We start from the raw sequence: 21,336 nt of genomic DNA, 5'->3' as shown, positions 1-21,336 counted from the left end.
ATGTCGGAATCAAGGGTCACACGAGCTTCTTCACTCTAGGAGAAACCCATGAACGTCCGAAATTCGACTATCACAATTGTCCGGGCTATCCTTCCGCTGCTCGTATTCCTAATGTCGGCACGCGCCCTCCCCGCACAAGATCCTCTCGAGGAGACAACTCCTCCCCCGGACACCATCACGCGGTCCTGCACGGCGATGATCGATGGTGCCGTCCGAATCACGAACCAACCGCTCCCCGGCGTCCAAGTGTCGGCAAAGTTGCGTGAACAACCTTCTTCGGTCCCTCACACCACCACCACTGACAGCACCGGCAGCTATGTCTTCCCAGCTCTGACTCCCGGGGAGTACCAGGTGACGCTCTCGGCCTCGGACCTTTTGCCGCTCTCCTATCTGCAAATGGACATCCCACGCGCGGTCCGCCTAACGCCTAATGATACAGTCACCGTCAATTTTGATGGAACCTTGCGGCGTGACGGCCGGATTACTGGCCAAGTCACAGTTGATGGTGTGCCCCCCGCACGAGCAATCGTTACAGCCATCCGGCACCCCGCAAGCGATTTGCGCTTGTCCCGCAGAGCTTACACAATGATCACGGATACGACCGGGCACTACTCCCTCGACGATCTCCCTCCCGGTCAGTACAGTTTGACCCTCTCACCCGTCGATACGGCACTTGTCAACGCCGACCCGGCGACAGTTGTCAGCGTTGGTCCCGGCAGCCTGGTACAAGTTGATTTTAACGATACATCCGAGGCGAGACAGAGTTGGTACTGGCTTCTCGGTATTGTGATTCCGCTACTTTTTGGAATCACTGCCGTACGAGTGATCCTTGTCGATATTGAAACGCGGCGAGACAATCTGCGGAAGGGTCAAGAGAGAGCCCGCAATTGGTGGGAAAAGTGGAGTGACGTCCAAAAGCGGCATCGCATTATCGCCGAGCGGGCGGAGGGGGGCTCCGGAAGGCGCATGGAACGACTACGCGCGCACCTGTGGCTGCTGATGCATGACCGTCGGAAGCGTTACCGCAGTCACCGGGTTGAGGGGAAGGGGGATAGGCAAGAACGCACGCAGAGAGGGCGGGACGCCGACCTCGCGCAATTGAAAAAGGCAAGTGGCTGTGCGAATACCGTATGGAAACGGCGACGTAAGAAGCTGAGAGCCGCCTTCGGACAAGTGTGGGACGGCTTGTCACATCTGGCCGATGAAGGCAATAGCCGATCCTGGACGACCGGTCTCATTGTACCTGGTCTCGCGTTTTGGGTGTCTTATTGGCTCATGGCGGATAATGGTCGATGGCTCGACGACCTATTGGGACGCGACGGGCTGCGACCCTTAGCCGCATTGGGGGTGGTCGCGGTGGTGTATGTTGTTGGATTGGGTGTAGCGGCCGGGCGTTGGGGTGCGTATGCCTGGAGTTGTAGCATTCTGATCTACTTGGGAATCAATACGATTGAGTTGAGCGGTTTCGAAGCGGCCGCAACGATCGGGGGTCTTTATGACTCGCAGACCATCGATGTGCTGTTCGTGTGTGTCGTCACGATGCTCGGCCTACGAGAGATGAGAAGCGTGCGGTCCCGGGAGAAGTGTGGGTGTGGTCGTGCGGCGGAGTGCAGGCACTTCGAAGAGGTGCGCGGCGTCCTTGAGCGGATAGTGCCGAAGGCGAAAGACCCGGGAAGGCGAGAGGCAAGATGGAGGCGCTTGCTCGCGGTGTCTTACGTGGCGCTGGCGGTGCACGCCGTCTGGCCATCGGTCGCGATCGTAAGGACCGGGGCAGAGTTGGAAGGGGTTCTCGTGGCCATAACGAGCACCGTGATCTGCGGTCTTCTTGTTCCGCTGCTGGCGCTATGCCGCCCTGAGTCGGGAGACAGGGGCAGGGAGTGCGGGAAGGAGCCGCGGCGCGGCGGAGCGGAGGGAGGCGGAGACGGCGCTATGGCAGCGGCAAGGATCGTCCTCGTGGTTTCGTTGTTTGTCGGTGTCGGCGGGGTGGGAGCAAAGCTGGAGGGGCAGACCGCGGGGGATGGGGCCTCCGAGCTGGCGGAGACAACCGAGGGATTGCAGCGGTGGTACACGGTCTGGGTGGAGAACGGGGAAGCCCTCGTACTTCTTCCCGGTTCGGATCACTGGGGATTCGTCGTCGGTCGGTTCGGTACAGGGGATGTCAAGGAAATCGAGTTCACGGCGACATCGGGCGTGCGATACAAGGTGGGCGGTGCGGGTGCCGCCGCGGCGCGCGACCTCGACATCTGCGTCTACGACGCCGGCGGTGGGCAGATTCGGTGCGACGACGCCGCCGACACCATCCCCCTGGTGAGCTTCGTTGCGGAGTCCACCGGGACCTACAAGGCGCAACTGATTGCGACAGACGTCGAGAGGCCCACGACTGCGGGTATGATCCTTGTACGCGTGGGGGTGCCATGACGGCTACCAGCGCACGGCGGGTCGCGGGTTGACGCGGGATTCGTTGCGCTGGCTTGAGTCACAAAGTGTTCCGGGGCTGGACCGAACGGGCGCCCGGGTTCGAGACGGCCAGTAACGGCGCCGCAGCTACTAGAGACGCGGCAAGCGGTCCACGAATCAGACGAGGGGAGACGAAGCGATGACCCGAGAGCAAAGTTGGGCCGGAGCGGCGTTGGGCGCTGCGGTGCTGCTCCTTAGCCCGTGGACTGGCTGGGGCGACCTCACCGCGCAAAGCGAGGAACCCACTCGGCAGCCGCCGAGAGGATCATTGGTCGGCTGCTGAGCGCTTGGCCGGAGTACGGTTTCCCAAGCGACGGGGGCGCGTGGGGACTGGTCGTCGGCCGGTTCGCCAAGGGCGACGCGAAGGCACTGGAGTTCACGGCCAGCGCAGGAGAGACCTATCACATCATTGGCGCCGGCCTCGACGGCGCGGATGTCGATATCAGGCTGTTTGGTCCCCAGGGCGAACTCATCGACGAAGATGTCTTGGACGATGATTTCCCCGTGGTGGTCTTCACGGCTGAGGCCCGGGGCACCCACCGAGCAGTCATGTCTGCAGCCGCGGTCAGCAGCGGAGGCTCATACGCCGGGATGGTCGTGCTGCAGCCGCCGGAAGACAGTAACGAGACCGCAGGTTCACGCGACCCAAGGGACGAGGGTGGGGACAAGTGGTGACTCCGGCAGCTCTCGGCAACGTGGTGGGAGTGGACGCGGGGTTGCTGGAACGAACGCCATTCGGGCGGACCGTTCGACGGAAGCGCATGGGAGTTCGGGGATCGTCCGACGCGCGTCCGACGCAGCGGCGGTTGGACCAGCCATCCTATGGCGCCCCCGCTCTTCTGAACACTCGCCTGGCACAGGTCAATCGTCGTGTGGCTCGTGGTTGTCGCGCTGGCGATTCAGGCTGAGCCGAAGACCGGCCGAGCAAAGACCTTTTCACCGGAGCAAGAGGAGAATGGGCATGCCCGCGGAGCCCCGCCCCATCGAGCCACCGCACTACCCGATCATCTACGTGCGCGGTTACGCGGCGACCATGCGAGAGATCGAGGAGACCGTCGGCACGCCCTACATGGGCTTTAACCTTGGCTCGACGAAGGTCCGCCAGGGACACGCAGAGGATCGGCCGGTGCGGTTCATCTTCGAGTCGCCGCTCATCCGGCTGATGAAGGACGAGGATTACATCGACGCCTACCGGGACGGGGACTTCGTGAGCAGGGGCCAGCGCGTCGACTCCCGTTCGGTCTGGATCTTCCGCTACTACGAGCAGGACTCGAAGTCTTTCGGCGACGGCGAGAAGGACCCGATCGAGAGCTACGCCGAGGACCTCGCTAAGTTCATCCTCCGCGTCCGTGAGCAGGTGTGCCTGGGAGACGACGAGGAACTTGAGAAGTTCAAGGTCTATCTCGTGGCGCACTCCATGGGCGGGCTGATCTGCCGCACGTATCTGCAGAACGTGGCACGCGGCGAGGAACACTACGTGGACAAGGTCTTCACGTATGCCACGCCGCACGGCGGTATCGAGATGATGGGCGTGAACGCGCCGGACCTGGGCGCGCTCGACAAGATGCACGTCCGCAACTTCAACCGCGCCTACATGCGGAAGTACCTCAAGCTGCCGCCGGGCGCCCGCGTTACCTCCCTCGACGACGCCTTCTCTCCGAACCGCTTCTTCTGCTTCGTAGGAACGGACTACAAGGATTACGGCGCGTTTCTCGGCCTGTCGAAGCGCGCCGCCGGCCCCACCAGCGACGGGCTCGTGATGATGAAGAATGCGGTCGTTGACGAGGCGCCGCGCGCATTCGCCCACCGGAGCCACAGCGGGCCGTTCGGGATCGTCAACTCCGAGGAGGGATACCAGAACCTCCGCCGGTTCCTTTTCGGGCAGGTGCGGATCGACGCCCTTCTGGCCGTGGACGAGATCACGCTGCCGCGGGCGGTCCGGAATAAGAAGGCTGAGGGCAAGAAGATCCGGGCCCGGTACAACATCGATACGTGCGCCAAGGTGCGCGGCGGCGGGTGCTACCTGAGCGAACGCCGAGTCCGGAATGAATCGGCCATCCGCAAGCGGTACGAGGACCTCGTCGAGGAGAGGAAGCCCGCCTACCTCTTCTCCGGTTTCCTCCTCCAGAGCGCCAAGACGAGCACGAGCGACACGGCACTCGCCTTCGCGATCGAGATCGCGATTGAGGTCCCGCTCTTCGAGGTCGACGAGAAGTTCTGGTTAGACGAGCACTTCGAGGGCGAGACGCTCCTGAACGAGACGGTCACCCTGCACCTCCGCTGGCGTCACGGCGGCAAGACCACGGTCCGGTCCGGTCTCCGAACCCGCGTCGGCAGCGGCCACGCCGCCAAGCGCGTCGCGCTCGCCGGTCCGGACGAGCAAGGCCGGATGCGCTTCGAGATCCCGCTCGGCTTCGAGAAGGGCCTCAAGAACCCGCCCCGGCCGGGCTTCCGCGGCCGCCTGCTGCTGACGGCGTCACCGTGGAATACGTGACCCCCCGATCTGAGTCATCAGCGTCATGGGCACTGCCAAGGTGGATCCATGGTCGCTGTGCGCGGCATGAGACGGCTCGGTCGGTGACGGGCGTCGAGATCGGCCGGACGTCGAGCTCCGACCGTCACGCATGGCCAGCGCAACCGGAGCCAATTACCACGAGGGAGGGAGGTACGGTTGTGGTAGGGTGTCGAACAGACCGCATCTGGATCCTTGGAGCGACGTGGTTGGCGGCGGCGCTTGGAGTCCAGGCCTGCGGGGGTGAGGCCACGGAGCCGACACCCACACCCGACGTGCCCCGCCCGACGACCGTGACGGTGACGCCAGCCACAGCGGCGTTGACGGCCTTCGGCGAGACCGTCCGGCTGCGGGCTGCGGTGCGCGACCAGAATGGACAGGCGATGCCGGGCGCCTCGGTCACTTGGTCGAGTGACAGCGCCTCGGTCGCCACGGTGGATGCGTCGGGTCTCGTGACGGCGGCCGGGAACGGGACGGCGATGGTCACGGCATCCGTGGCGGAAGCCCGCGCGAGCGCGGCAATCACAGTCCAGCAGCGGGTTGCAGAGGTAACGGTCTCGCCGGCGGCGGACACGCTCGTCGCTCTGGAAGACACGCTACGGTTGTCGGCGACAGCGATCGACGCGAACCAGCACCGGGTACCGGATGTCACTTTCACGTGGGAGTCGAATGACACGATGATCGCGAGCGTCGACTCCGTCGGTGTTGTGCGGGCCGCCGGCGTGGGGAGCGCCACCATCACGGCGGTCGCGAATTCCGTGCCGGGCACAGCTCAAGTGACGATTCCCGGCCCCGCCCCGTTCGATCCGACGCCTCCGCCCTCGGATCCGACACCGGTATCGCCGGACGCCGAGGCTTGCAGGGGCTGGGAAGAGTGGTTTGTGGGAGACTACCGCTACTCCAACAATGTCTGGAACAGACAGAACACGACGGATTACGAACAGTGTATCATGAAACGAACACTTCCCGGGTCGGGCGGGAAGGAGGAGTACGGTTGGCGATGGCGCTGGCCGGTAAGAGAGGGCCGCGTGAAGGGCTACCCAGAGGTAGTCTACGGCCGCAAGCCTTGGAGTCGCACCTCTACGACCTCGGAGATGCCGAGGCAGATTGGCGCCGTTGAGCGTCTTGAAGTCGACTACGAGGCGTATCTCGCGGCTGAGGGACGATACAACCTGTCGTTCGACTTCTGGATCACTCGAAACAACCCACCCAGCGAATCAGGCATCTCGCACGAGATAATGATCTGGATGGATCACGACTCCAGACCCGCCAGGCCGGAGTTCTATATCGGACCCGTGAGACTCGACGGCGCCCTGTGGGATCTGTACGTCTGGCCGGATCGAGTTTGGCACGACTCCGCAGGAGGGACGAGATACGTCGCCGATTTTATCGCATTCCTGAGGCACGAAGATCAGTACATCGGTTCAGTCAACGTACTGACCTTCTTCCAGTACTTGGTGGACAAGGGATATGTGCCGGCCCACCACTATTTTACCGCCATAGAGCTGGGTAATGAGGCGAGGAGTGGCACCGGTGAACTCTGGCTGAAGAAGTTCGAGGTCCACCAGCGTTGATCGGCGCATACAGGTAGGGAGCGGCCCGACCATGAGGCCGACGCACGCCGTCGATCCGCCGGCACGACGCTCCTTGCAGACCCATCGTGCAGTCGGACGATGGACTCCACGCTATCGCAGCGCTATCGCCGGCACCTGGCGGGTTGGCTTCTGTGGCGATCGACCGGCCCACCCGTAAGGTTCCGCGTCAAGCGCTGTTAGGCTCGCCGGGCGTAGAAACCTGACCTCCGAGGCCACGTCCGTCGAGCACTCGCCGACCTTGCGAGGGGGCTACCGGCGTCTAAACCTGATGGAAGGACCAGCAACAGGCAGGCGCGGGCGACCATCGTGGGGTCTGCGTGGCTCCTGCGCGATAACAGCCGACCTGTATAACCGGTCACAATCAAGGGTAGTGCCGTCTTGAAACAGCAGCAGGCGACCATCCTTGCTGATTTGCGCGTCGCCAAGGGCAGTCCATCGACGCTGCTCATCTAGCTGGAGCGGCACATTGGCGAACACCCCGTTGCCAAAAACGACCGTTACGGCCTTGTACGTGGGGTCGGCCTCCTTGCCGTCGTTGTGTGTTCGCACCGATACGAGCCTTGGTGGTGGGGACCACGCCAGGAGTTCGTTGCGGTCTCGGTATGTTTCGAGCGAGCATGACCCGCTGTCGTCGTGAGCGAAGCGCCAGGCCAAGACACCGATGGTTGAGAAAATCGAGTACATGGGTGGTGTCGAAAACCATGCGTTCGCCGGGTTTGAACCACTTGAGAGTCGAGCACTTCTGGCATCGCGCCGCGCTTGCCGTGCCGCTGTGAAGAAGGTCGTTCCGGATTTCGCGCAAGTCGCCGAGAGCGTCCATTTCCGGGGGAATCGCGTCCTCGCCAAGCGAGGCCTGCAGCTCCGGGCGGTAGCGGTGTTCCCAGAGCCCGTACAGCTCGGCAATCCACCCCTTGTACGCCATCTGAGCCGCAGCCCCGCCCGCCCCATACAGATCGTCATCGGGCACGTTGACGATGGACGGCGAGATGCAGAGGTCGGGTAGTCCAGGGAGGTCTAAGGGGCGTGCCACACCTGGCTGGACGTATTGTCTCCGCCGACTCGTTGCGATGCCCGATAGCAGGAACAGCAACATCGACGAAGCTTGCAGCACTTCGTGCAGCAGGGCAGCCATTACACGTGCAGGTCGTCTCGTGGTCATGATCTCGTCGTGAGTTTCTCTTCGGCTGGGTACCCGTGCGTAGGCATCACGCGCTACCCTTCCCATATCGAGTTGCCGGTGATTCCGTGATAAGCGCGTTAGGATCGCGTCATGGGGCTGCGGTACCCGATCCGTCCCTTACTGTCGCCGCGTCGACAGGTGGTCCAGATCGAGCGGGTCGCTCTCGACGTAGTCGCGGGCGGTCAGGTCATACAGAGTCAGGACCACGCCATCCACACGGACGAAGCGTCCGGATGTCGACCGCGGCTGGGGCAAAGCCGTCAGGCAGTGCTCCCAGTCTTCGGTTTCGAATGCTGGCTCGTCGTCATTCCGGATGAACCAGAACATCAATTCCACGGCGTCGGCATCCCAGGATGGGGCCGCTCTAACTCGGACTTCGCGGAGCGAGCGGAGGACACGCCCCTCATCGCTCTGCCTGTCGTGTCTCTCCGACATCCGGTCCATCAACGGCCTGGCGAACGCGACAAAGTCGTCGGGGAACGCCGTCCTCGCTCGCTTCCGGGCCAGTGCGAGGGAGAACCGACGCGTCTCATCGTCCGTCCGGCATCCCTCGATCCGCTCCCAAACTGCCGCGACCGCCTTCTCGACCGTCATCACTCGGTCGAGGTCGGCCACGAGGCGGCGGTCGGCCACTCCCGGGATAAAGCCGTAGTTTGGCCTTCGCCCCCGCTCGATCTCGCGGAGCACCTGATCATCCACCTCGACCAGCGGGCCAACCTCGACGAAGGGGCGATCCGCACAGTGCCGGACGAGGTCGCAAGTCTGCGTGAGGACCGCGAAGCCGCGCACGGACGACTCGGCGTTCTCGGCTCCTTCGACGACCGCCGCTTTGCCGGCGTCGGTCAGCGGGTTTTCCGCGCTTGTCCGATACAGAAACCAGTCGTCCTCGACGACGCAGTCGCCCTGACGCCAAGTCGCGATTCTCTCGTCGACCTGCTCACCGCCGGCACTTTCAACCGCGCCCTACCGCTGGCCCCTTGCGGTTCGAGCGGCGCGTGCACGCCCCGGTTCCTGGTGTACACGGTCGCTCTTCGCGTCGTAGAGCTCGTCGGGCGGGAGGGGCTTACGCGCCGTCTGCGCCGCTGCACTGAGCGGGGTCAGCGCCGGGACGAGGCGCGTGCGGCCTCGCCCAAGGGCTGCACGTGCTTCCCGAAACTGCTGATCCGCCAACATTTCGAACGGGGTCGTACCCGCACGGGCATCGAGCAGAGCCGCACGCGTGCCGCGTGCCGTGCCACGGTCGGCATCCCGGACAACATCCAGCACACGCATGAGCCGCTGGTGGTTGCTGGCGTTCAGCGGTTTCCCGCTGGCCCAGAAGTGGACGCTGCGACGCGACACGCCGAACAGCCCGGCGAGCTGCTGCCAAGTCAGACCAGAGATTCGACGCAGCTCGGAGACGGCCTTACGGGTGGCCTCAGTCTCGATCTCCATCTGTGTCGCCACCGCGTCGCGGCTTGGCCCGCCAGCGGTCGTATCGGAATCGTGTACGTACGGTGGCCCCCAGATTGTCGTGGGCTCTGCGGACGACGTGCCGGCGATCGACAACGCGCCGCTTACCATGATCACCGACAGCGAGGCGCGATCCCGGATGCCAGCGCGACCGGAAAAGGATGTCGTTCTGGCACTGACCGCCGACTCGCCTAGCAGGGATTCAAGGTTCATGGGTCACCTCCGTACCGTCGCAGAAACTCATTCGTTACCGCCCAGCGGAAGATGCTATAGATGCGTTCGGCGAAGCCTCGCGCCTGCTCGACCGCAGAGTCGACATCGAGCCGCCGGCTGCCTGTCTGAAATGACTGGAAGGCGTCGGTATCAAGGATCCAGCTGGCCTCGTCGATAGCGTCCAGCGCCCCAGGGTCAATCGTGCTTCGCGGTGCCAGCAGTCCCCAGCGGGCGGTAATCTGACCCGCGTCCCCGGGCAGAATGAACATGTTTTGCGAGACGGCGTGCTGAGCACGTGCGGCGAGTGGGGATCCTAGGATGCCCGCCACTTCCGGTCGAACGAGCTGGGGAAGAGCGCTCAGGTTTTGCCCGGACACGCGATCGATGTAACGTACGCCGAGGCGATCCAGTACCTTCGGATCGACGTGCTCCTTGAGTGCTTCCAGGACCAGCCTCAAGCGCTCCATGAAGTCTTCACGGCTCGTGTATTTCGTGGTCTCCAGCGCGAGGAAGCCGGGTGCCAACGTGACACGCCATGCCCCTCTCGCTTCGTTGAAGCGCCATAGGGTGTTTGAGCGTGTGGTGTCCACCGCTCCCTGTGGGCCCAGGACGACGCTGCGTTCCTCCTCTGGACGCAGCACCGGGTAGAACTCCCGAATGGCCTCCTGAAACGACGCGATGAAGTCCCGCTTCTCCAACGACGCGATGAGCGGAAAGCGCACCTGGGCGATGACCCGCACGAGCGGCGGATCAGTCAGCGGTACCTCCGGCGGGGGTGGCCCGGTCAGAGGCGTGTCGGCAGCATTCACATGATGGCTCGTTTGTCGATGAACGGCGTGGCTATGCGGTGGCTCGCTGGAGAATCATACTGCACGGTGTCCCATTTGTGAAGTAGAGTGTGAAATGGGCTCGAAGGGTTGCCTGGATGACCTTGTGTTCCGGCGCGAGCGGGTTCAAGCAGCTCGTAGAACGGCGAGCCAATTTGCGGAGGTCGATCAGGCAGGAAGCGTCGTTGACGATGTCACGTGTCACTGCTGGATCGGACCGGTGATCTGTTGCTCGACCGCGTCGAGGGATTCATTGAGGAGAGTGGCCGCCCGGACCGGCGAGATCAGCTCTTCGCCGACGGCGCGCCAGACAAGGCCCGTGAAACGCTGGGGCTTCTCGAACGCCGCGAACCCCTGGTTGCCATCAATGGGTTCTGGTTCCGACTTGCGCCAGGAGCGGGCGAAGGTTCTAAACGCGCGCTGGACCGCGGCACGAGGCAGCACGCCGACTTGACCGAGGCGTACCAGCATGGCCGCCGCTGACACGCCGTACATGTGTTTGAGGCGGACGATCTCAAAATAGGTGACGCGGCGGCGGCCTTCCCCAGCTTCCTCAATGAGATGTCGGCCCGGGACAAGGAAGGCGCCTGCGAAACGGTTCATGGCCGCTTCCAGCTTGATGGCCGGGTTGCCGGTGGAACGGATGATCCTGTGCGCGAGTTCGTGGGCCAGGGTGGATCGTTTCCGCTCGACGTTGGTGCGACTCGATACGAGGACGGCGTCGGCGACCGGCTTGCCCTCTCGCAGGACTCGGCAGGCCAGCCCGTTGATGCGCTCGGGGAGATCGTCTTCGATCACCTTAATGCCCTTCTCCTCGAGGAGGGCGCACAGGCTGGACACCGGATCCAGGCCGAGGTCCCACGCGTTGCGAAGTTCATCGGCTCTGTCGTCGATCTCTTCGACATCGGCAACGCTGTCATACCGGCGGCCTTCAAAACGGTCGCTCGCAGGTGGAATGCCGAGGACTTCCTCGATGGTCAGATATCGTTCGAGGTTGTCGATCAGCACGGCTTCGGCCTTGGCGCGATCCCGGGCTGAGGTGCTGGAGTGCTTCCGGAACTCGAGGCCGTCGAGGACCTCGACCTGGGAACTCATGAGGAAGTCCAGCGAGACGTCGAGAGCCTGCCCGAGACCGACCAGGACGGCCGAAGACGGCATCATCTTCCCCACCTCGTACTTGCTGATGGCCTGAGCGGTGATCTTCGGATCCATCCGTTCGGCCAGCGCCCGCATGGAAAGGCCGGCGCGTTTACGGGCCAGCCGTAGCCGTCGTCCAAACATGCCGTCCCCTCCTTTCGCGTAAACAATGGTTGACAACATGCGTGAATTATCTCCCAAATATCAACTACGGGTTGTCCGCTGGCGGCTATCCTGATCGCTCAGGCTCCCGTCAAACGAAGCGATCTGGTCGTCGAGATCGGGCCGGGCTGTGGTATTCTCACTCGCGAACTGCCATGTCGATGCCGTGAGGTCGTCACGGCTGCTACCGCCGGGCGTCCTTCCGCATCGTAGTACGCGTCGAAACGGATGACACCGACGTTCTCCTTGCCGGAAACATCCGCGAGTCCCGCCACGTTGGCCAACTCGATCGACCCGCCCTGCGGAACTCCACCCCCATGTCGACCGGAGTCTCGGTGGTCACCCGTGGCAGGGTCTGGTGTTCGGGTCCGGGGCCCTCTTAACCCAAGAGCCCCGAGGACGAAACGGCCCCGGGGCTCCTATCTCAGCGTCTTGCTGCGCCCGAAGGTTCTGTGCAGTAGAGGACGACCTGAGACGTACACATGAAGTGTCGTCAGGGCCCACCCATAACGCAACTTGTGGAGCACAGGGAAGTTGGAATACTTTCAGCATACGTCCGGCGTACGCGCTTGACCAAGAAACTTGCTCCCCGCCCGACACGCCGAGAGGCCTCGGGCGGGGTTATTTTTTTAATTCGAGAAACCGTGCTGGACGTGCCGGAGCAGGCGGTGCTTCGCCTCGCCTCGATGCTTCGACTTCCACAAGCCGGATCAGCGGCTGCAGGTGTGCCGGGACCCTTCCGTTGTGAAGCGGCTGGTCATCGCGCTCAAGCGACCGGCCCCGTGGGAGGGCATCCTCGACGCATATGTCCTCAAGGACTCTCTGGTGGTGGTCCTGGGGGACGTTCCCGGTCGGAAGGCTTCCCAAGGTCAGGCGGTTCGAGTCGGCCGTGGTCCGCCGGTTCGTGATCGATTCATCCGGTTCCTACCTGCATTGGCCCGATCGGGATGTGCACATGGGTCCGTTCTCAGATGTTGCAGGCCGCGGATCCCATGCATCTGGCTGACGTGGAAATCCGTCGGTATGAGATGGAGAACGTGTCGCGGGCCCTCCGTGACATGAGGCATGATCGGCAGCTGAAGCAGACGGAGATCCCGGGGCTGTCGGAGAGGCACGTCCGGCGATTGGAGAAGGAGGAGACACGCCTCACGGTCGATGCGGCGAGCAAGTTCGCGAGTGCGCTCGAGCTGACGCTGTCGGAGTTCTTGGACGAGCTGAGTGAACGGATAACGGCTCTGCGGGAGGATGGGATGACGAAAGCGACACCGTGGTTGCCCCGCAGCACAACTCCGACTTCGTCGCCAGCGATTCGATCGAGGCGATCCTCCAACGGCACGGCAGCCGGATCACCGGAGCCGCGATGGGGGTGATGGGGGCCCCCGAAGCGGAGCCGTGCTTCTTGCGCTGCCTGCCGAAGATGAGGGACGAATCCCCTCCCGAATCCAGAAGCCGACGGCACCGCAACATGAACCGTAACCCATACGCCCGTGACGGCACTCGGCCCCAGCTTGATGACGAACGGTTGAGATCGCGGCGGACCGTTGAGTTACAGCCGCTCAGGCTCCGAGGACGTTCATCCCCGGTGCCGGGGCCGATACCTTTGCAACCAGCATGTCAGGGTCCATCTTGAACACACCATCTGGTGTCACGGCCCTTCCTTGAAAGGATGATCGCCTTGGAGGTCATTCGTCACGCTCCGGCCGACTTGTACTTCGACCCCGAAAACCCACGGCTTGCGGGCGAGTCGTTTTCTGTCGACCAGCAGGAAGGCATCCTCCGCTGGCTCTGGCGCAACAAGTCGGTCAACGAGTTGGTGGACTCCATCCTCGCGAACGGCTTTTGGGACCATGAGGAGCTATTCGCGACCGAGGAAGGAGACCGTTGGGTTGTAGTCGAGGGCAACCGACGGCTCGCGGCCGTCAAGATCCTCCTGGATCCCGGCCTTCGGGAGCGACTCGGGATCCAGCTTACCGAGAAACTGTCCGAGGAAGTTCTCGAATCAATCCGGGAACTCCCTGTGATCTACGCGACGCGGGAGGAGCTGTGGAGTTTCGTCGGGTTCAAACATGTGAACGGACCACAGGTTTGGGACTCCATCGCCAAAGCGGAGTACGTATTCCATGTACGGCGCAACTTCGGTCTGAGTCTCGCCGAAATCGCGTCCGGGATTGGAGATCGTCACGAGACCGTCGCGCGCCTGTACCGAGGATACGTCGTCCTTCGACAGGCGCAGAACGAGTTCGATTTCGATACGACCGACACCAGGCACCGACGATTTCCCTTTTCCCATCTCTGGACCGCATTGGGCTACGTGTCCATCCGGGACTACCTGGGAGTTGACCCCGCGGCGCTGGAAAACGAGAACCCCGTTCCTGGCGACCGACTGCGGAGATTGCAGTACCTCATGGCGTGGCTCTTCGGAAGCCAGTCTCAGGGCATCGAGGCAGTGGTTCGTCGCCAGAACCCGGACCTTCGTCACCTTGCGCGCGCCCTTGAGGTTCAGAAAGGCGTGGACTTGCTGGAGGGCGGAAACTCGCTTTCCGTGGCGCTGGACGCTTCGCTCGGCGACGCTCACCTGTTCCGCACCGCGCTCACGAAGGCCGAAACAAGCGCCAGGGAAGCCATGCGTTTTGTTTCGACCGGGTTTAGGGGCGAGGAGGATCTGATGGAGACGGGGCGTAGTCTCCTTCGACAAGCGGAGTCACTCAACGCCCTCATGACGTCCGACGAGTCTTGATCGTAGACTCAAGCCTGGCGGCCGAGGAGAACGCCGACCTTCTCGAATGGGCCTGCGCGGCGGCTTCCAACGGCTACATTGCGTGGGCCGACGTGATCCGTCAGCTCCGGCTCACGATGTCCGAGGATGAAGCAGTTGCGACCTACCCGGAGCCCGGAGAGGGGGTGCCGGAGGAGGGGTGGCGAGACATCGAGCCCTTCGAGAGGCGTCTCGATGAGTGGGTGGAAGTTCTTTCGCACCGGGACCAGGCTTGCGGACCCGACGATTCGTACCCGTTTGAAATCACGCAGGACGGGCTTCAGCTTCGTGACGAGCCTTCCGCCGCATATCTGTTCCAGCTCCTCGTATCTCTCGGCATCACGGACGACCACGACGATGGAACCCCGGTCTACAAGCTGTTCGAGGAATTGAGTGCGGCGGCGGCCGGCCGGTATCTCGGTGACGGCAAGTCGACTGCGGTATTCGGATGGCCTCGGCAGGACCTCCCGGCGGGATTCCGTGACGCTGTCACGCACCTGGTCGATCTCCTGCGCGAAGGAGAGGCCTGCAAGAATCGGAAGAACTTGAATCAGTCCAACGATGATGGCCTGGATGTTTTGGCGTGGAGGGATTTCCCCGATCGGCGACCCTCGAAGCTGATACTGTTTGGCCAGTGTGCGGTCGGTCGGCGATGGAAGGAGAAGGCGCACGAACTGCGGCCGAAAAGCTGGTGCAAGAGGAATATCGCCGGAACGATCGCCGTGGACCCGATTCCGGCTTTCTTCGTGCCAAGGGCCTTGTCGGAAGACGACGCGGACGATGCCAGGGTCGATCAACTCCTGCTCGACCGTTGCCGCATCTCCTCACTGTGTGGGCGAACGTTGGATGATCCGCTTGAACAGCGTCTCCAGGACTGGATCGAAACCTCCCTGAAGTCGGGGCGTCATGGGGACTGCTAGCCCTCTCCGTTATCCGGGCGGGAAGTCCGCGATGGCGAGGCTTTTCAATCGCGTGCGGGTCGCCAATCGATTGCGAGACCGAGATTTCGCGGAGCCGTACGCGGGTGGAGCCGGGGCCGCGCTGACTCTGTTGTTCCGCGAGGAGGCGCCCGCAATCCACATCAACGATATCGATGAGGCTGTTTCGGACATCTGGTGGGCGGTTCTGGAGCAGACCGACCAGTTCTCCGAGATGATCCACACGGTACCGCTCACCGTGGACGAGTGGCGCCGTCAGCGTGCGATCTATCGCGATCCGGGGTCGGCGTCACGGCTGGAACGGGCGTTCGCCGCGTTCTATCTGAACCGCTGCAATCGCTCTGGAATCATCCGTAACGGGGGACCGATCGGCGGGATCGAGCAAGCCGGGAAATGGCGTCTCGATGCCCGGTTCAACCGGAAGGGGCTGGTGGAGCGGTGCCAACGAGTCGCTCGGCACGGGGCGCGGATCCGTTTGTCCGCGCAGGACGGGATCGAATTCGTTCAGAGACTCGCGAGCGACGGCGTGTTCTTCTTCATCGATCCGCCGTACTTCGGGAAGGGGCCGACGTTGTACCTGAATGCCCTCGATCCCCCGTATCACGCGGCGCTCGCCGAGGTTCTGCGAACGCTGAAAGACAGCCCGTGGGTCCTGACGTACGATGACTGCCCGGAGGTGCGAGCGCTCTACGAGGAGTGGGCGACGGTCAGGTCCTATTCTCTCCGCTACTCGGCCTCCAACCGCAGGCGTGGAGGAGAACTCTTGATCGCCCCTCGTTGGATGATCCTCCCCACCGACACCGGCTCGGCGTCGATTCGCTGGCATTCGGCTTAGGCTTCCGGCCGCCTCCTCAACAACGCCCGCAGGATCACACTCAAGCCCTACCGCTGGCCCCTTGCGGTTCGAGCGGCGCGTCCACGCCCCGGTTCCCGGTGTACACGGTCGCTCTTCGCGTCGTAGAGTTCGTGGGGCGGGAGGGGCTTACGCGCCGTCTGGGCCGCTTCACTGAGCGGGGTCAGCGCCGGGACGAGGCGCGTGCGGCCTCGCCCAAGGGCTGCACGTGCTTCCCGAAACCGCTGGTCCGCCAGCATTTCGAAAGCGGTCCTGCCCTCACGGGGCATAAACGACCCGCGCGGATGCCAGGATCGCCCTCCGGCGAATGTAGTTTCGGCTTTCCTCGATCCCGGCGCGGTTCACCAGATCGACTCTGCGGGCGAGCAACTCGGCTAGTTCCCGCTCCATCCCGGCGATTCCGAACAGACCCGGCGTTCGCTCCGTCCGGAAGCGGACCAGTACGTCGATGTCGCTCTCCGGCCCGAAGTCATTGCGCAGCACCGACCCGAACAGCGCCAGTTCCTCCACCTGCCAACGGTCGCAGAACGCCTTGATGACGTTCATGGGGACGCCTATCCGCGCCGCCAGCCGTTCCTGGTCTTCGACGGTTTCTGTCCCAGGTTGCACTGAAGCCTCCGCTACGCCAGATCTACGATCTTGACCGCCGAGCGCCCGTACTCGCCGAGGTCGACACCAAAGCTCGGTCGTTTCGGGCGAGGCATCAAGCGGGCGGACACGATGGCGGACGGGGATGAGCAGGTATCGTCTCGGTGGTCACCCGCGGCAGGGTCTGGCGTTCGGGTCCGGGGCCGTCTAAACGCAAGAGCCCCGAGGACGAAACGGCCCCGGGGCTCCTACCTCAGCGTCTTGCTGCGCCCGAAGGCCATGTGCAGTAGAGGACGACCTGAGGAATTACGTTCGGAGCATCGTCAAATCTCACCCAAAACGCAACTTGCGGAGTTATGCTATCCATCGGAAGCCTTCGAAGTGCGCTTTCAGCGGTCGAGATCGTGGATTTACCATTGAGAGGCGTGTGACATGAACGCGAGGAACGGCATGAGGCCGGTGCACCCGGGCGAAATCCTGCGCGAGGAACTCGACGAACTCGGGCTGTCGGCCAACGCGCTGTCCAAGGCGCTCGGCGTGCCGGTGAACCGGGTAACCATGATCCTCAACGGCCAGCGCGGCGTGAGCGCCGATACGGCGTTGCGGTTGGGCAGGTACTTTGGGACGACGCCGCGACTCTGGTTGAACCTTCAGAAGACCTGGCAGCTTCGCCGGGCCGAGATCGAGGCGGGTCGCGAGATCGCCGAGCAAGTCACACCTCGGCATGCGGTAGGTCGAAGCTCCACTGGTTCGAGGGCGCCCCGCTGAAGGCAATCGGGGAACGGTGGCCCACCTCGACAGACGAGGACACTTCACACTCAACGGATGAGGACGTAGGGAAATGAGAATCCACCTGACCAGCGTCTTAGTGGACGACCAACAGAAGGCGCTTCGTTTCTACACAGAGACGCTCGGCTTTCGGGTAAAGCACAACATCCCCATGGGAGAGCACGCCTGGATCACCGTGGTATCCGAGGAAGCTCCCGAGGGGACGGAGTTGCTGCTCGAGCCCGATGGCCACCCCGCAGTCCGTCCGTTCAAAGCTGCGCTTGTGGAGGACGGGATCCCCAGTGCCTCCTTCGCAGTCGATGACATCGAAGCCGAGCACGAGCGTCTCACGGCAAAAGGCGTGTGATTCGTGCAGCCGCCAACAGACCTCGGGAGTGTTACTGTCGCAGTTTTCGACGATTCGTGCGGCAACCTGATCCAGATTTCAGAGGAGAACCTTCAGGGAGGAACATGATGCTCAGGAACATCCTCGCCGCCATCGTCGGCTACATTGCCATGGCCGCCGTGCTCTTCGCACTCTTCTCGCTTCTGTGGCTGACGGTGGGGCCCTCGCGCGCCTTCCAGCCGGGTTCGTGGGAGGTACCCGGCGGCTGGGCACTCGGCTCGGGCGTGCTCGGGCTCGTGGCGGCGTACATCGGCGGACGAGTCTGTGCCAGGGTGGCGCACGATGCCAGGGCCGCCACGATACTGATCGCCATCGTGATCGTACTCGGGGTGGTGAGGGCCCTGATGCCGGTGGAGATGGCGGCGGGACCGCGCCCCGATGACGTGTCGATGATGGAGGCGACCGCGGGCGCCCTCCACCCGGCATGGTTCAACTGGCTCAACCCGCTGATCGGGGCCGTGGGCGTCTGGTTCGGATCGAGAAAGTTGCGCGCGTAGCAGTCCATTCCCGGGCTGCCGGAGTCGCGCCCGGCCTCGATCAGCAGGGACTCAATGGATGGCCGGACCGGCGATCTGCCGCTCGACCACGTCGAGGGATTCGAGTTGATGGCCGTGCAGGGAGTTTGTATCCTTCGGTACACGTCCGGCATACGCGCCTGACTAGGAAACTTGCTCCCCGCCCGACACGCCGAAAGGCCTCGGGCGGGGTTATTTTCTTAGTTCGAGAAACGGTCACGGGGCATAAACGACCCGCGTGGATTCCAGGATCGCCTTCCGGCGAATGTAGTTTCGACTCCCATCGATCGCGGCGCGGTTCACCAGATCGACTCTGCGGGCGAGCAACTCGGCCAGTTCCCGCTCCATCCCGGCGATCCCGAACAGACCCGGCGTTCGCTCCGCCCGGAAGCGGACGAGTACGTCGATGTCGCTGTCCGGCCCGAAGTCATTGCGCAGCACCGACCCGAACAGCGCCAGTTCCTCCACCTGCCAACGGTCGCAGAACGTCTTGATGGCGTTCATGTAACCCTCAGGCCCAGTTCTCTGAGCCATGCGTCAACCTGTCCGAAGGCGTCTTGCTGCCATTGATCCGCGGTGCGGTCGCCGAGCAGGTCGGCTTCCTCCACGAACCGCCTGGCGCTCGTCGGTCCAAAGTCTTCGACGTCACGGAACTTGTCGGCGATCAAACAGTAGCCTCGCCGTGCCGATGGTACGTCAAGAAGAGGTCTGGTTGCTTCTACAAGTGCGTCCATCCCATCCGGAAAATTCCGGATCGAATAGTAGATGTCATAGGCGTCCTTGCGTTTGAACCGATTGGCGATGGCGTAGCCTTTCATGGCCAGGAGGGCTGGAATCGACGCAACGGCGATACGAACGAGATTCCTGCCCCCATCGGGCATATCTCCTTCGATGGCGACCATCTGATAGAATCTGAGCGCCAGTTCGGCCCCATCGGCACGCTGGACGGCGAACTGGCTGATGAGCGGCGGCCTATTCTTTGCGATCTTCACGTCGCGCGGCATCAGGAAGTCGACGACTACGTCGATGTCGGGTTCGCCGTCCGTGGAGGGTACGGTGCGGACGAGCTGGAAACGCCGCAGACTCTCCCGTTGCTGGTAGCCGTGTGTCTGCGGGGCTTCGACAAGTCGAACGTATTCGCCGTCGCCCAGGGCGGAGGCGTCGAGACCGAGGTCTGCCGAGGATCTGGCCGATCTCGACCAACACGGACTTGACCGCCGCCGTCGTCCGGTCATCGTAGTCGCCGGCGGATTGAGGCTCCGTCACAGCCACGGAAAGCACCTCGAAGCCAAGTGGTCGGCCGCTTCACGATCCCGATCGTTGCCGTTCCAGAGATCGAGGTACGTGACGATCGGGCATGTGCAGAAGACGCTTGGCGCCGGCTCAACAGCGTCCTTGAGTAGACTCTCATCTTTCGGAATGCACACGGTAACATTTGCTCCTTTCTCGGCACGGGTCAGCTTCAACACCTCCTTCAACACCCGAGCGCCCGGTTCGTCGGCGTAGAAGTTGTGCGTGCCACCACGGAGGAAGGGCGCCAGCCATTGGGCGGCTGAATTCGACGAGTAGATTGCGCGCGGACGCTGTGGTTCCGAATTGAGCTTTCCCGACAGCCGCTCGTGGAGTTGCTTGCCATGGAAGAGCGTGTACCCGCTGATGCGGCGGCCAGTCGGCCTGCGGTATTCCTCGCGCCACGTCTTCAGTAGCGCATCCGGCTGGACGAGGATGACACCGTCCTTCTGCGTCTCGATCCATTCCCGCGCCAGCAGAGCTTTGCGAACGTTACTCACGTGGCCGAGGCTCGCGTCGGCCGCTTCCGCCAGTTCCGTTACGCGCCATGCCCGGGCAGTATCGCGAAGGAGCACCCGGAGAATCGCGGCCGCCTTCGGCGTGAACATCGATCTTAGAGCGCGGGTTGCGGACTTGGGCCTGTCAGCGACGGTCCGATCGATATAGACGTTATCGAAAGCGAGATGTGCGTTCCCGACCAGGTCCAGGTAAGCGACGTCGTGATCCATGCAGATCGACCGGGACTCGGGCGACAAGTATGGGCTCACGAGCATGGGGATCCATCGTTGGCCGGGGTCCCCGGGGGCGGACTCGCGAGCATGCGCCAGGTATCCCTTGAGCTGATAGACTGCGGAACGGACGAAACGAGGAGCACCGCTCCGCTTGACCTCGATGAGGAGGGCATAGGCCTCATCGCCGTGCTCGAACTCGATACATCCGTCTATGCGAGCGTGCCTTCCGAGCAGGTGCTCCTGGCGGACCGCACCGGCCTCCAGGTGCGGCACGTGTCCGAGCAGGTCGCGGGCCGCGTGCAAGGCGGCGATTCCTGGGTCGTTTACTGAATCATGGGTTTTCATCATACGCTGAAAATAGCGCCTACGGTGAAAAACATCAAGTGAATTTCACCCATATGGCGTTTTCAGCGTACCGGTGAAATGCCTCTCTCGAGAGAAAACCGGCGTCCTCCCGAGGCTGGCGCGCGATGGGAGACTACCGCCGACCGTCCCCGCGCGTCAGCGGGCTCAGGTAGTCCCGGTTTCCGAGCCCCAGTTTCCTGAGCGCGATCCCCGTCATGCACTCGTCCACCACCTGCTTGGCGTTGAGCACGGTCGTGTAGTCCGGGTCGACCAGCGCGTTGAGTTCGACGAGGTCGAAGCCCACCACGTTGTTCTCGGAGCAGAGCCCGCGGACGATGTAGAACACTTCCCGGGGCGTCAGCCCTCCCGGAACCGGCGTCCCCGTGCCCGAGGTGTAAGCCGGATCCATGACGTCGATGTCGAAGGAGATGTGCAGGTATTCGGGACCGTCGTTCGCCTCGTCGCCGATCGTGTCGCCCAGGAGTTGGGTGTTTTCCTCGCGTGCGAGCCAGCGCGTGAAGTCCGTAGCCTCGTTCTTCCAGCAGTCGCGCAGGTCCACGGGCTCGAGTCGCGCGAGGGCGTCGAACCTAGGCATCTTCTCGGTCATGGGTG

19 protein-coding genes and 3 pseudogenes are annotated in these 21,336 nt (G+C 63.1%); 13 read left to right on the top strand and 9 right to left on the bottom strand.

Features of this window, described 5'->3' with window-relative positions:
* Positions 1–48: 48 nt before the first annotated feature.
* The 5 genes and pseudogenes from ACOOHF_RS04770 to ACOOHF_RS04750 all read left to right on the top strand — a co-directional run.
* A pseudogene (locus tag ACOOHF_RS04770) lies at positions 49–441 on the top strand (carboxypeptidase-like regulatory domain-containing protein); the annotation flags it as partial.
* Positions 442–1,455: 1,014 nt separating this feature from the next.
* Positions 1,456–2,418: a hypothetical protein gene (locus tag ACOOHF_RS04765; protein WP_420464418.1), complete on the top strand. Its 963-nt coding sequence runs from the start codon at positions 1,456–1,458 to the stop codon at positions 2,416–2,418.
* A gap of 240 nt (positions 2,419–2,658) precedes the next feature.
* Complete coding sequence (locus tag ACOOHF_RS04760; RefSeq protein WP_420463589.1) at positions 2,659–3,132, top strand: hypothetical protein; 474 nt, start codon at positions 2,659–2,661, stop codon at positions 3,130–3,132.
* A 286-nt stretch (positions 3,133–3,418) separates the two neighbouring features.
* Entirely contained in the window at positions 3,419–4,951 is a 1,533-nt protein-coding gene (locus ACOOHF_RS04755; protein ID WP_420463588.1) for a lipase family alpha/beta hydrolase, read from the top strand.
* A gap of 227 nt (positions 4,952–5,178) precedes the next feature.
* The gene (locus ACOOHF_RS04750; protein WP_420463587.1) at positions 5,179–6,543 is read left to right on the top strand and encodes an Ig-like domain-containing protein; all 1,365 of its coding nucleotides are present in this window, start codon (positions 5,179–5,181) and stop codon (positions 6,541–6,543) included.
* A 1,318-nt stretch (positions 6,544–7,861) separates the two neighbouring features.
* Here ACOOHF_RS04750 and ACOOHF_RS04745 read toward each other — a convergent pair.
* The 4 genes from ACOOHF_RS04745 to ACOOHF_RS04730 all read right to left on the bottom strand — a co-directional run bounded on the left by ACOOHF_RS04745 (position 7,862) and on the right by ACOOHF_RS04730 (position 11,517).
* Positions 7,862–8,533 carry a hypothetical protein gene (locus ACOOHF_RS04745; protein ID WP_420463586.1) on the bottom strand — a complete coding sequence of 224 codons (672 nt, stop codon included), beginning with the start codon at positions 8,531–8,533 and terminating at the stop codon, positions 7,862–7,864.
* A 174-nt stretch (positions 8,534–8,707) separates the two neighbouring features.
* The gene (locus ACOOHF_RS04740; RefSeq protein WP_420463585.1) at positions 8,708–9,409 is read right to left on the bottom strand and encodes a hypothetical protein; all 702 of its coding nucleotides are present in this window, start codon (positions 9,407–9,409) and stop codon (positions 8,708–8,710) included.
* The gene (locus tag ACOOHF_RS04735; RefSeq protein WP_420463584.1) at positions 9,406–10,218 is read right to left on the bottom strand and encodes a TIGR04255 family protein; all 813 of its coding nucleotides are present in this window, start codon (positions 10,216–10,218) and stop codon (positions 9,406–9,408) included. The genes ACOOHF_RS04740 and ACOOHF_RS04735 overlap by 4 nt, the downstream gene beginning before the upstream one ends.
* A 219-nt stretch (positions 10,219–10,437) precedes the next feature.
* Positions 10,438–11,517 carry a helix-turn-helix domain-containing protein gene (locus tag ACOOHF_RS04730; protein ID WP_420463583.1) on the bottom strand — a complete coding sequence of 360 codons (1,080 nt, stop codon included), beginning with the start codon at positions 11,515–11,517 and terminating at the stop codon, positions 10,438–10,440.
* A 45-nt stretch (positions 11,518–11,562) separates the two neighbouring features.
* Between ACOOHF_RS04730 and ACOOHF_RS04725 the strand changes: the two genes are divergently transcribed.
* From ACOOHF_RS04725 to ACOOHF_RS04710, 4 genes are all read left to right on the top strand, one after another.
* Positions 11,563–11,748 (top strand): rRNA adenine N-6-methyltransferase family protein, encoded by a 186-nt coding sequence (locus ACOOHF_RS04725; RefSeq protein ID WP_420464335.1) that lies wholly within the window; start codon positions 11,563–11,565, stop codon positions 11,746–11,748.
* A 1,462-nt stretch (positions 11,749–13,210) separates the two neighbouring features.
* Positions 13,211–14,272 (top strand): hypothetical protein, encoded by a 1,062-nt coding sequence (locus tag ACOOHF_RS04720; RefSeq protein ID WP_420463582.1) that lies wholly within the window; start codon positions 13,211–13,213, stop codon positions 14,270–14,272.
* A 164-nt stretch (positions 14,273–14,436) separates the two neighbouring features.
* On the top strand, positions 14,437–15,210 hold the full coding sequence (locus ACOOHF_RS04715) for a hypothetical protein (RefSeq protein WP_420463581.1): 774 nt from the start codon (positions 14,437–14,439) through the stop codon (positions 15,208–15,210).
* Complete coding sequence (locus ACOOHF_RS04710; protein ID WP_420463580.1) at positions 15,197–16,063, top strand: DNA adenine methylase; 867 nt, start codon at positions 15,197–15,199, stop codon at positions 16,061–16,063. The genes ACOOHF_RS04715 and ACOOHF_RS04710 overlap by 14 nt, the downstream gene beginning before the upstream one ends.
* Before the next feature lie 276 nt (positions 16,064–16,339).
* Here the strand turns inward: ACOOHF_RS04710 and ACOOHF_RS04705 are convergent, their stop codons facing one another.
* Positions 16,340–16,690, bottom strand: a complete 351-nt coding sequence (locus ACOOHF_RS04705; RefSeq protein WP_420463579.1) for a nucleotidyltransferase family protein — start codon at positions 16,688–16,690, stop codon at positions 16,340–16,342.
* A gap of 429 nt (positions 16,691–17,119) precedes the next feature.
* Here ACOOHF_RS04705 and ACOOHF_RS04700 point away from each other — a divergent pair, with 429 nt between their 5' ends.
* The 3 genes and pseudogenes from ACOOHF_RS04700 (at position 17,120) to ACOOHF_RS04690 (ending at position 18,340) form a co-directional block, all read left to right on the top strand.
* The gene (locus ACOOHF_RS04700) at positions 17,120–17,437 is read left to right on the top strand and encodes a HigA family addiction module antitoxin (RefSeq protein WP_420463578.1); all 318 of its coding nucleotides are present in this window, start codon (positions 17,120–17,122) and stop codon (positions 17,435–17,437) included.
* 73 nt (positions 17,438–17,510) lie between these two features.
* Positions 17,511–17,912, top strand: a pseudogene (locus tag ACOOHF_RS04695) (VOC family protein).
* Positions 17,912–18,340, top strand: coding sequence for a hypothetical protein (locus ACOOHF_RS04690; RefSeq protein WP_420463577.1), 429 nt, complete (start codon positions 17,912–17,914; stop codon positions 18,338–18,340). The pseudogene ACOOHF_RS04695 and the gene ACOOHF_RS04690 overlap by 1 nt, the downstream one beginning before the upstream one ends.
* Before the next feature lie 234 nt (positions 18,341–18,574).
* Here the strand turns inward: ACOOHF_RS04690 and ACOOHF_RS04685 are convergent, their stop codons facing one another.
* The 3 genes and pseudogenes from ACOOHF_RS04685 to ACOOHF_RS04675 all read right to left on the bottom strand — a co-directional run bounded on the left by ACOOHF_RS04685 (position 18,575) and on the right by ACOOHF_RS04675 (position 20,376).
* Entirely contained in the window at positions 18,575–18,862 is a 288-nt protein-coding gene (locus ACOOHF_RS04685; protein WP_420463576.1) for a nucleotidyltransferase family protein, read from the bottom strand.
* Positions 18,859–19,639: pseudogene (locus tag ACOOHF_RS04680) on the bottom strand (hypothetical protein). The gene ACOOHF_RS04685 and the pseudogene ACOOHF_RS04680 overlap by 4 nt, the downstream one beginning before the upstream one ends.
* Entirely contained in the window at positions 19,621–20,376 is a 756-nt protein-coding gene (locus ACOOHF_RS04675; protein WP_420463575.1) for a type IV toxin-antitoxin system AbiEi family antitoxin, read from the bottom strand. The pseudogene ACOOHF_RS04680 and the gene ACOOHF_RS04675 overlap by 19 nt, the downstream one beginning before the upstream one ends.
* A 90-nt stretch (positions 20,377–20,466) precedes the next feature.
* On the opposite strand from ACOOHF_RS04675, the gene ACOOHF_RS04670 reads away from it, so the two are divergent.
* The gene (locus ACOOHF_RS04670; RefSeq protein WP_420463574.1) at positions 20,467–20,709 is read left to right on the top strand and encodes a hypothetical protein; all 243 of its coding nucleotides are present in this window, start codon (positions 20,467–20,469) and stop codon (positions 20,707–20,709) included.
* Positions 20,710–20,857: 148 nt separating this feature from the next.
* Here ACOOHF_RS04670 and ACOOHF_RS04665 read toward each other — a convergent pair whose 3' ends face one another.
* Entirely contained in the window at positions 20,858–21,331 is a 474-nt protein-coding gene (locus tag ACOOHF_RS04665) for an arginase family protein (protein ID WP_420463573.1), read from the bottom strand.
* Positions 21,332–21,336: the final 5 nt, after the last annotated feature.

This window comes from Candidatus Palauibacter sp., from assembly GCF_965216145.1.
GTDB lineage: Bacteria > Gemmatimonadota > Gemmatimonadetes > Palauibacterales > Palauibacteraceae > Palauibacter.
This window is presented reverse-complemented; position numbering and strand designations above follow the sequence as displayed.

Bases quoted from the DNA above. Each gene is read 5' to 3' on its own strand.
- ACOOHF_RS04755 (WP_420463588.1), top strand. From the start codon at position 3,419: ATGCCCGCGGAGCCCCGCCCCATCGAGCCACCGCACTACCCGATCATC.
- ACOOHF_RS04740 (WP_420463585.1), bottom strand. From the start codon at position 9,409: ATGAACCTTGAATCCCTGCTAGGCGAGTCGGCGGTCAGTGCCAGAACG.
- ACOOHF_RS04730 (WP_420463583.1), bottom strand. From the start codon at position 11,517: ATGTTTGGACGACGGCTACGGCTGGCCCGTAAACGCGCCGGCCTTTCC.
- ACOOHF_RS04710 (WP_420463580.1), top strand. From the start codon at position 15,197: ATGGGGACTGCTAGCCCTCTCCGTTATCCGGGCGGGAAGTCCGCGATG.
- ACOOHF_RS04700 (WP_420463578.1), top strand. From the start codon at position 17,120: ATGAGGCCGGTGCACCCGGGCGAAATCCTGCGCGAGGAACTCGACGAA.
- ACOOHF_RS04690 (WP_420463577.1), top strand. From the start codon at position 17,912: ATGCTCAGGAACATCCTCGCCGCCATCGTCGGCTACATTGCCATGGCC.
- ACOOHF_RS04685 (WP_420463576.1), bottom strand. From the start codon at position 18,862: ATGAACGCCATCAAGACGTTCTGCGACCGTTGGCAGGTGGAGGAACTG.
- ACOOHF_RS04675 (WP_420463575.1), bottom strand. From the start codon at position 20,376: ATGGATCACGACGTCGCTTACCTGGACCTGGTCGGGAACGCACATCTC.
- ACOOHF_RS04670 (WP_420463574.1), top strand. From the start codon at position 20,467: ATGCGCCAGGTATCCCTTGAGCTGATAGACTGCGGAACGGACGAAACG.
- ACOOHF_RS04665 (WP_420463573.1), bottom strand. From the start codon at position 21,331: ATGACCGAGAAGATGCCTAGGTTCGACGCCCTCGCGCGACTCGAGCCC.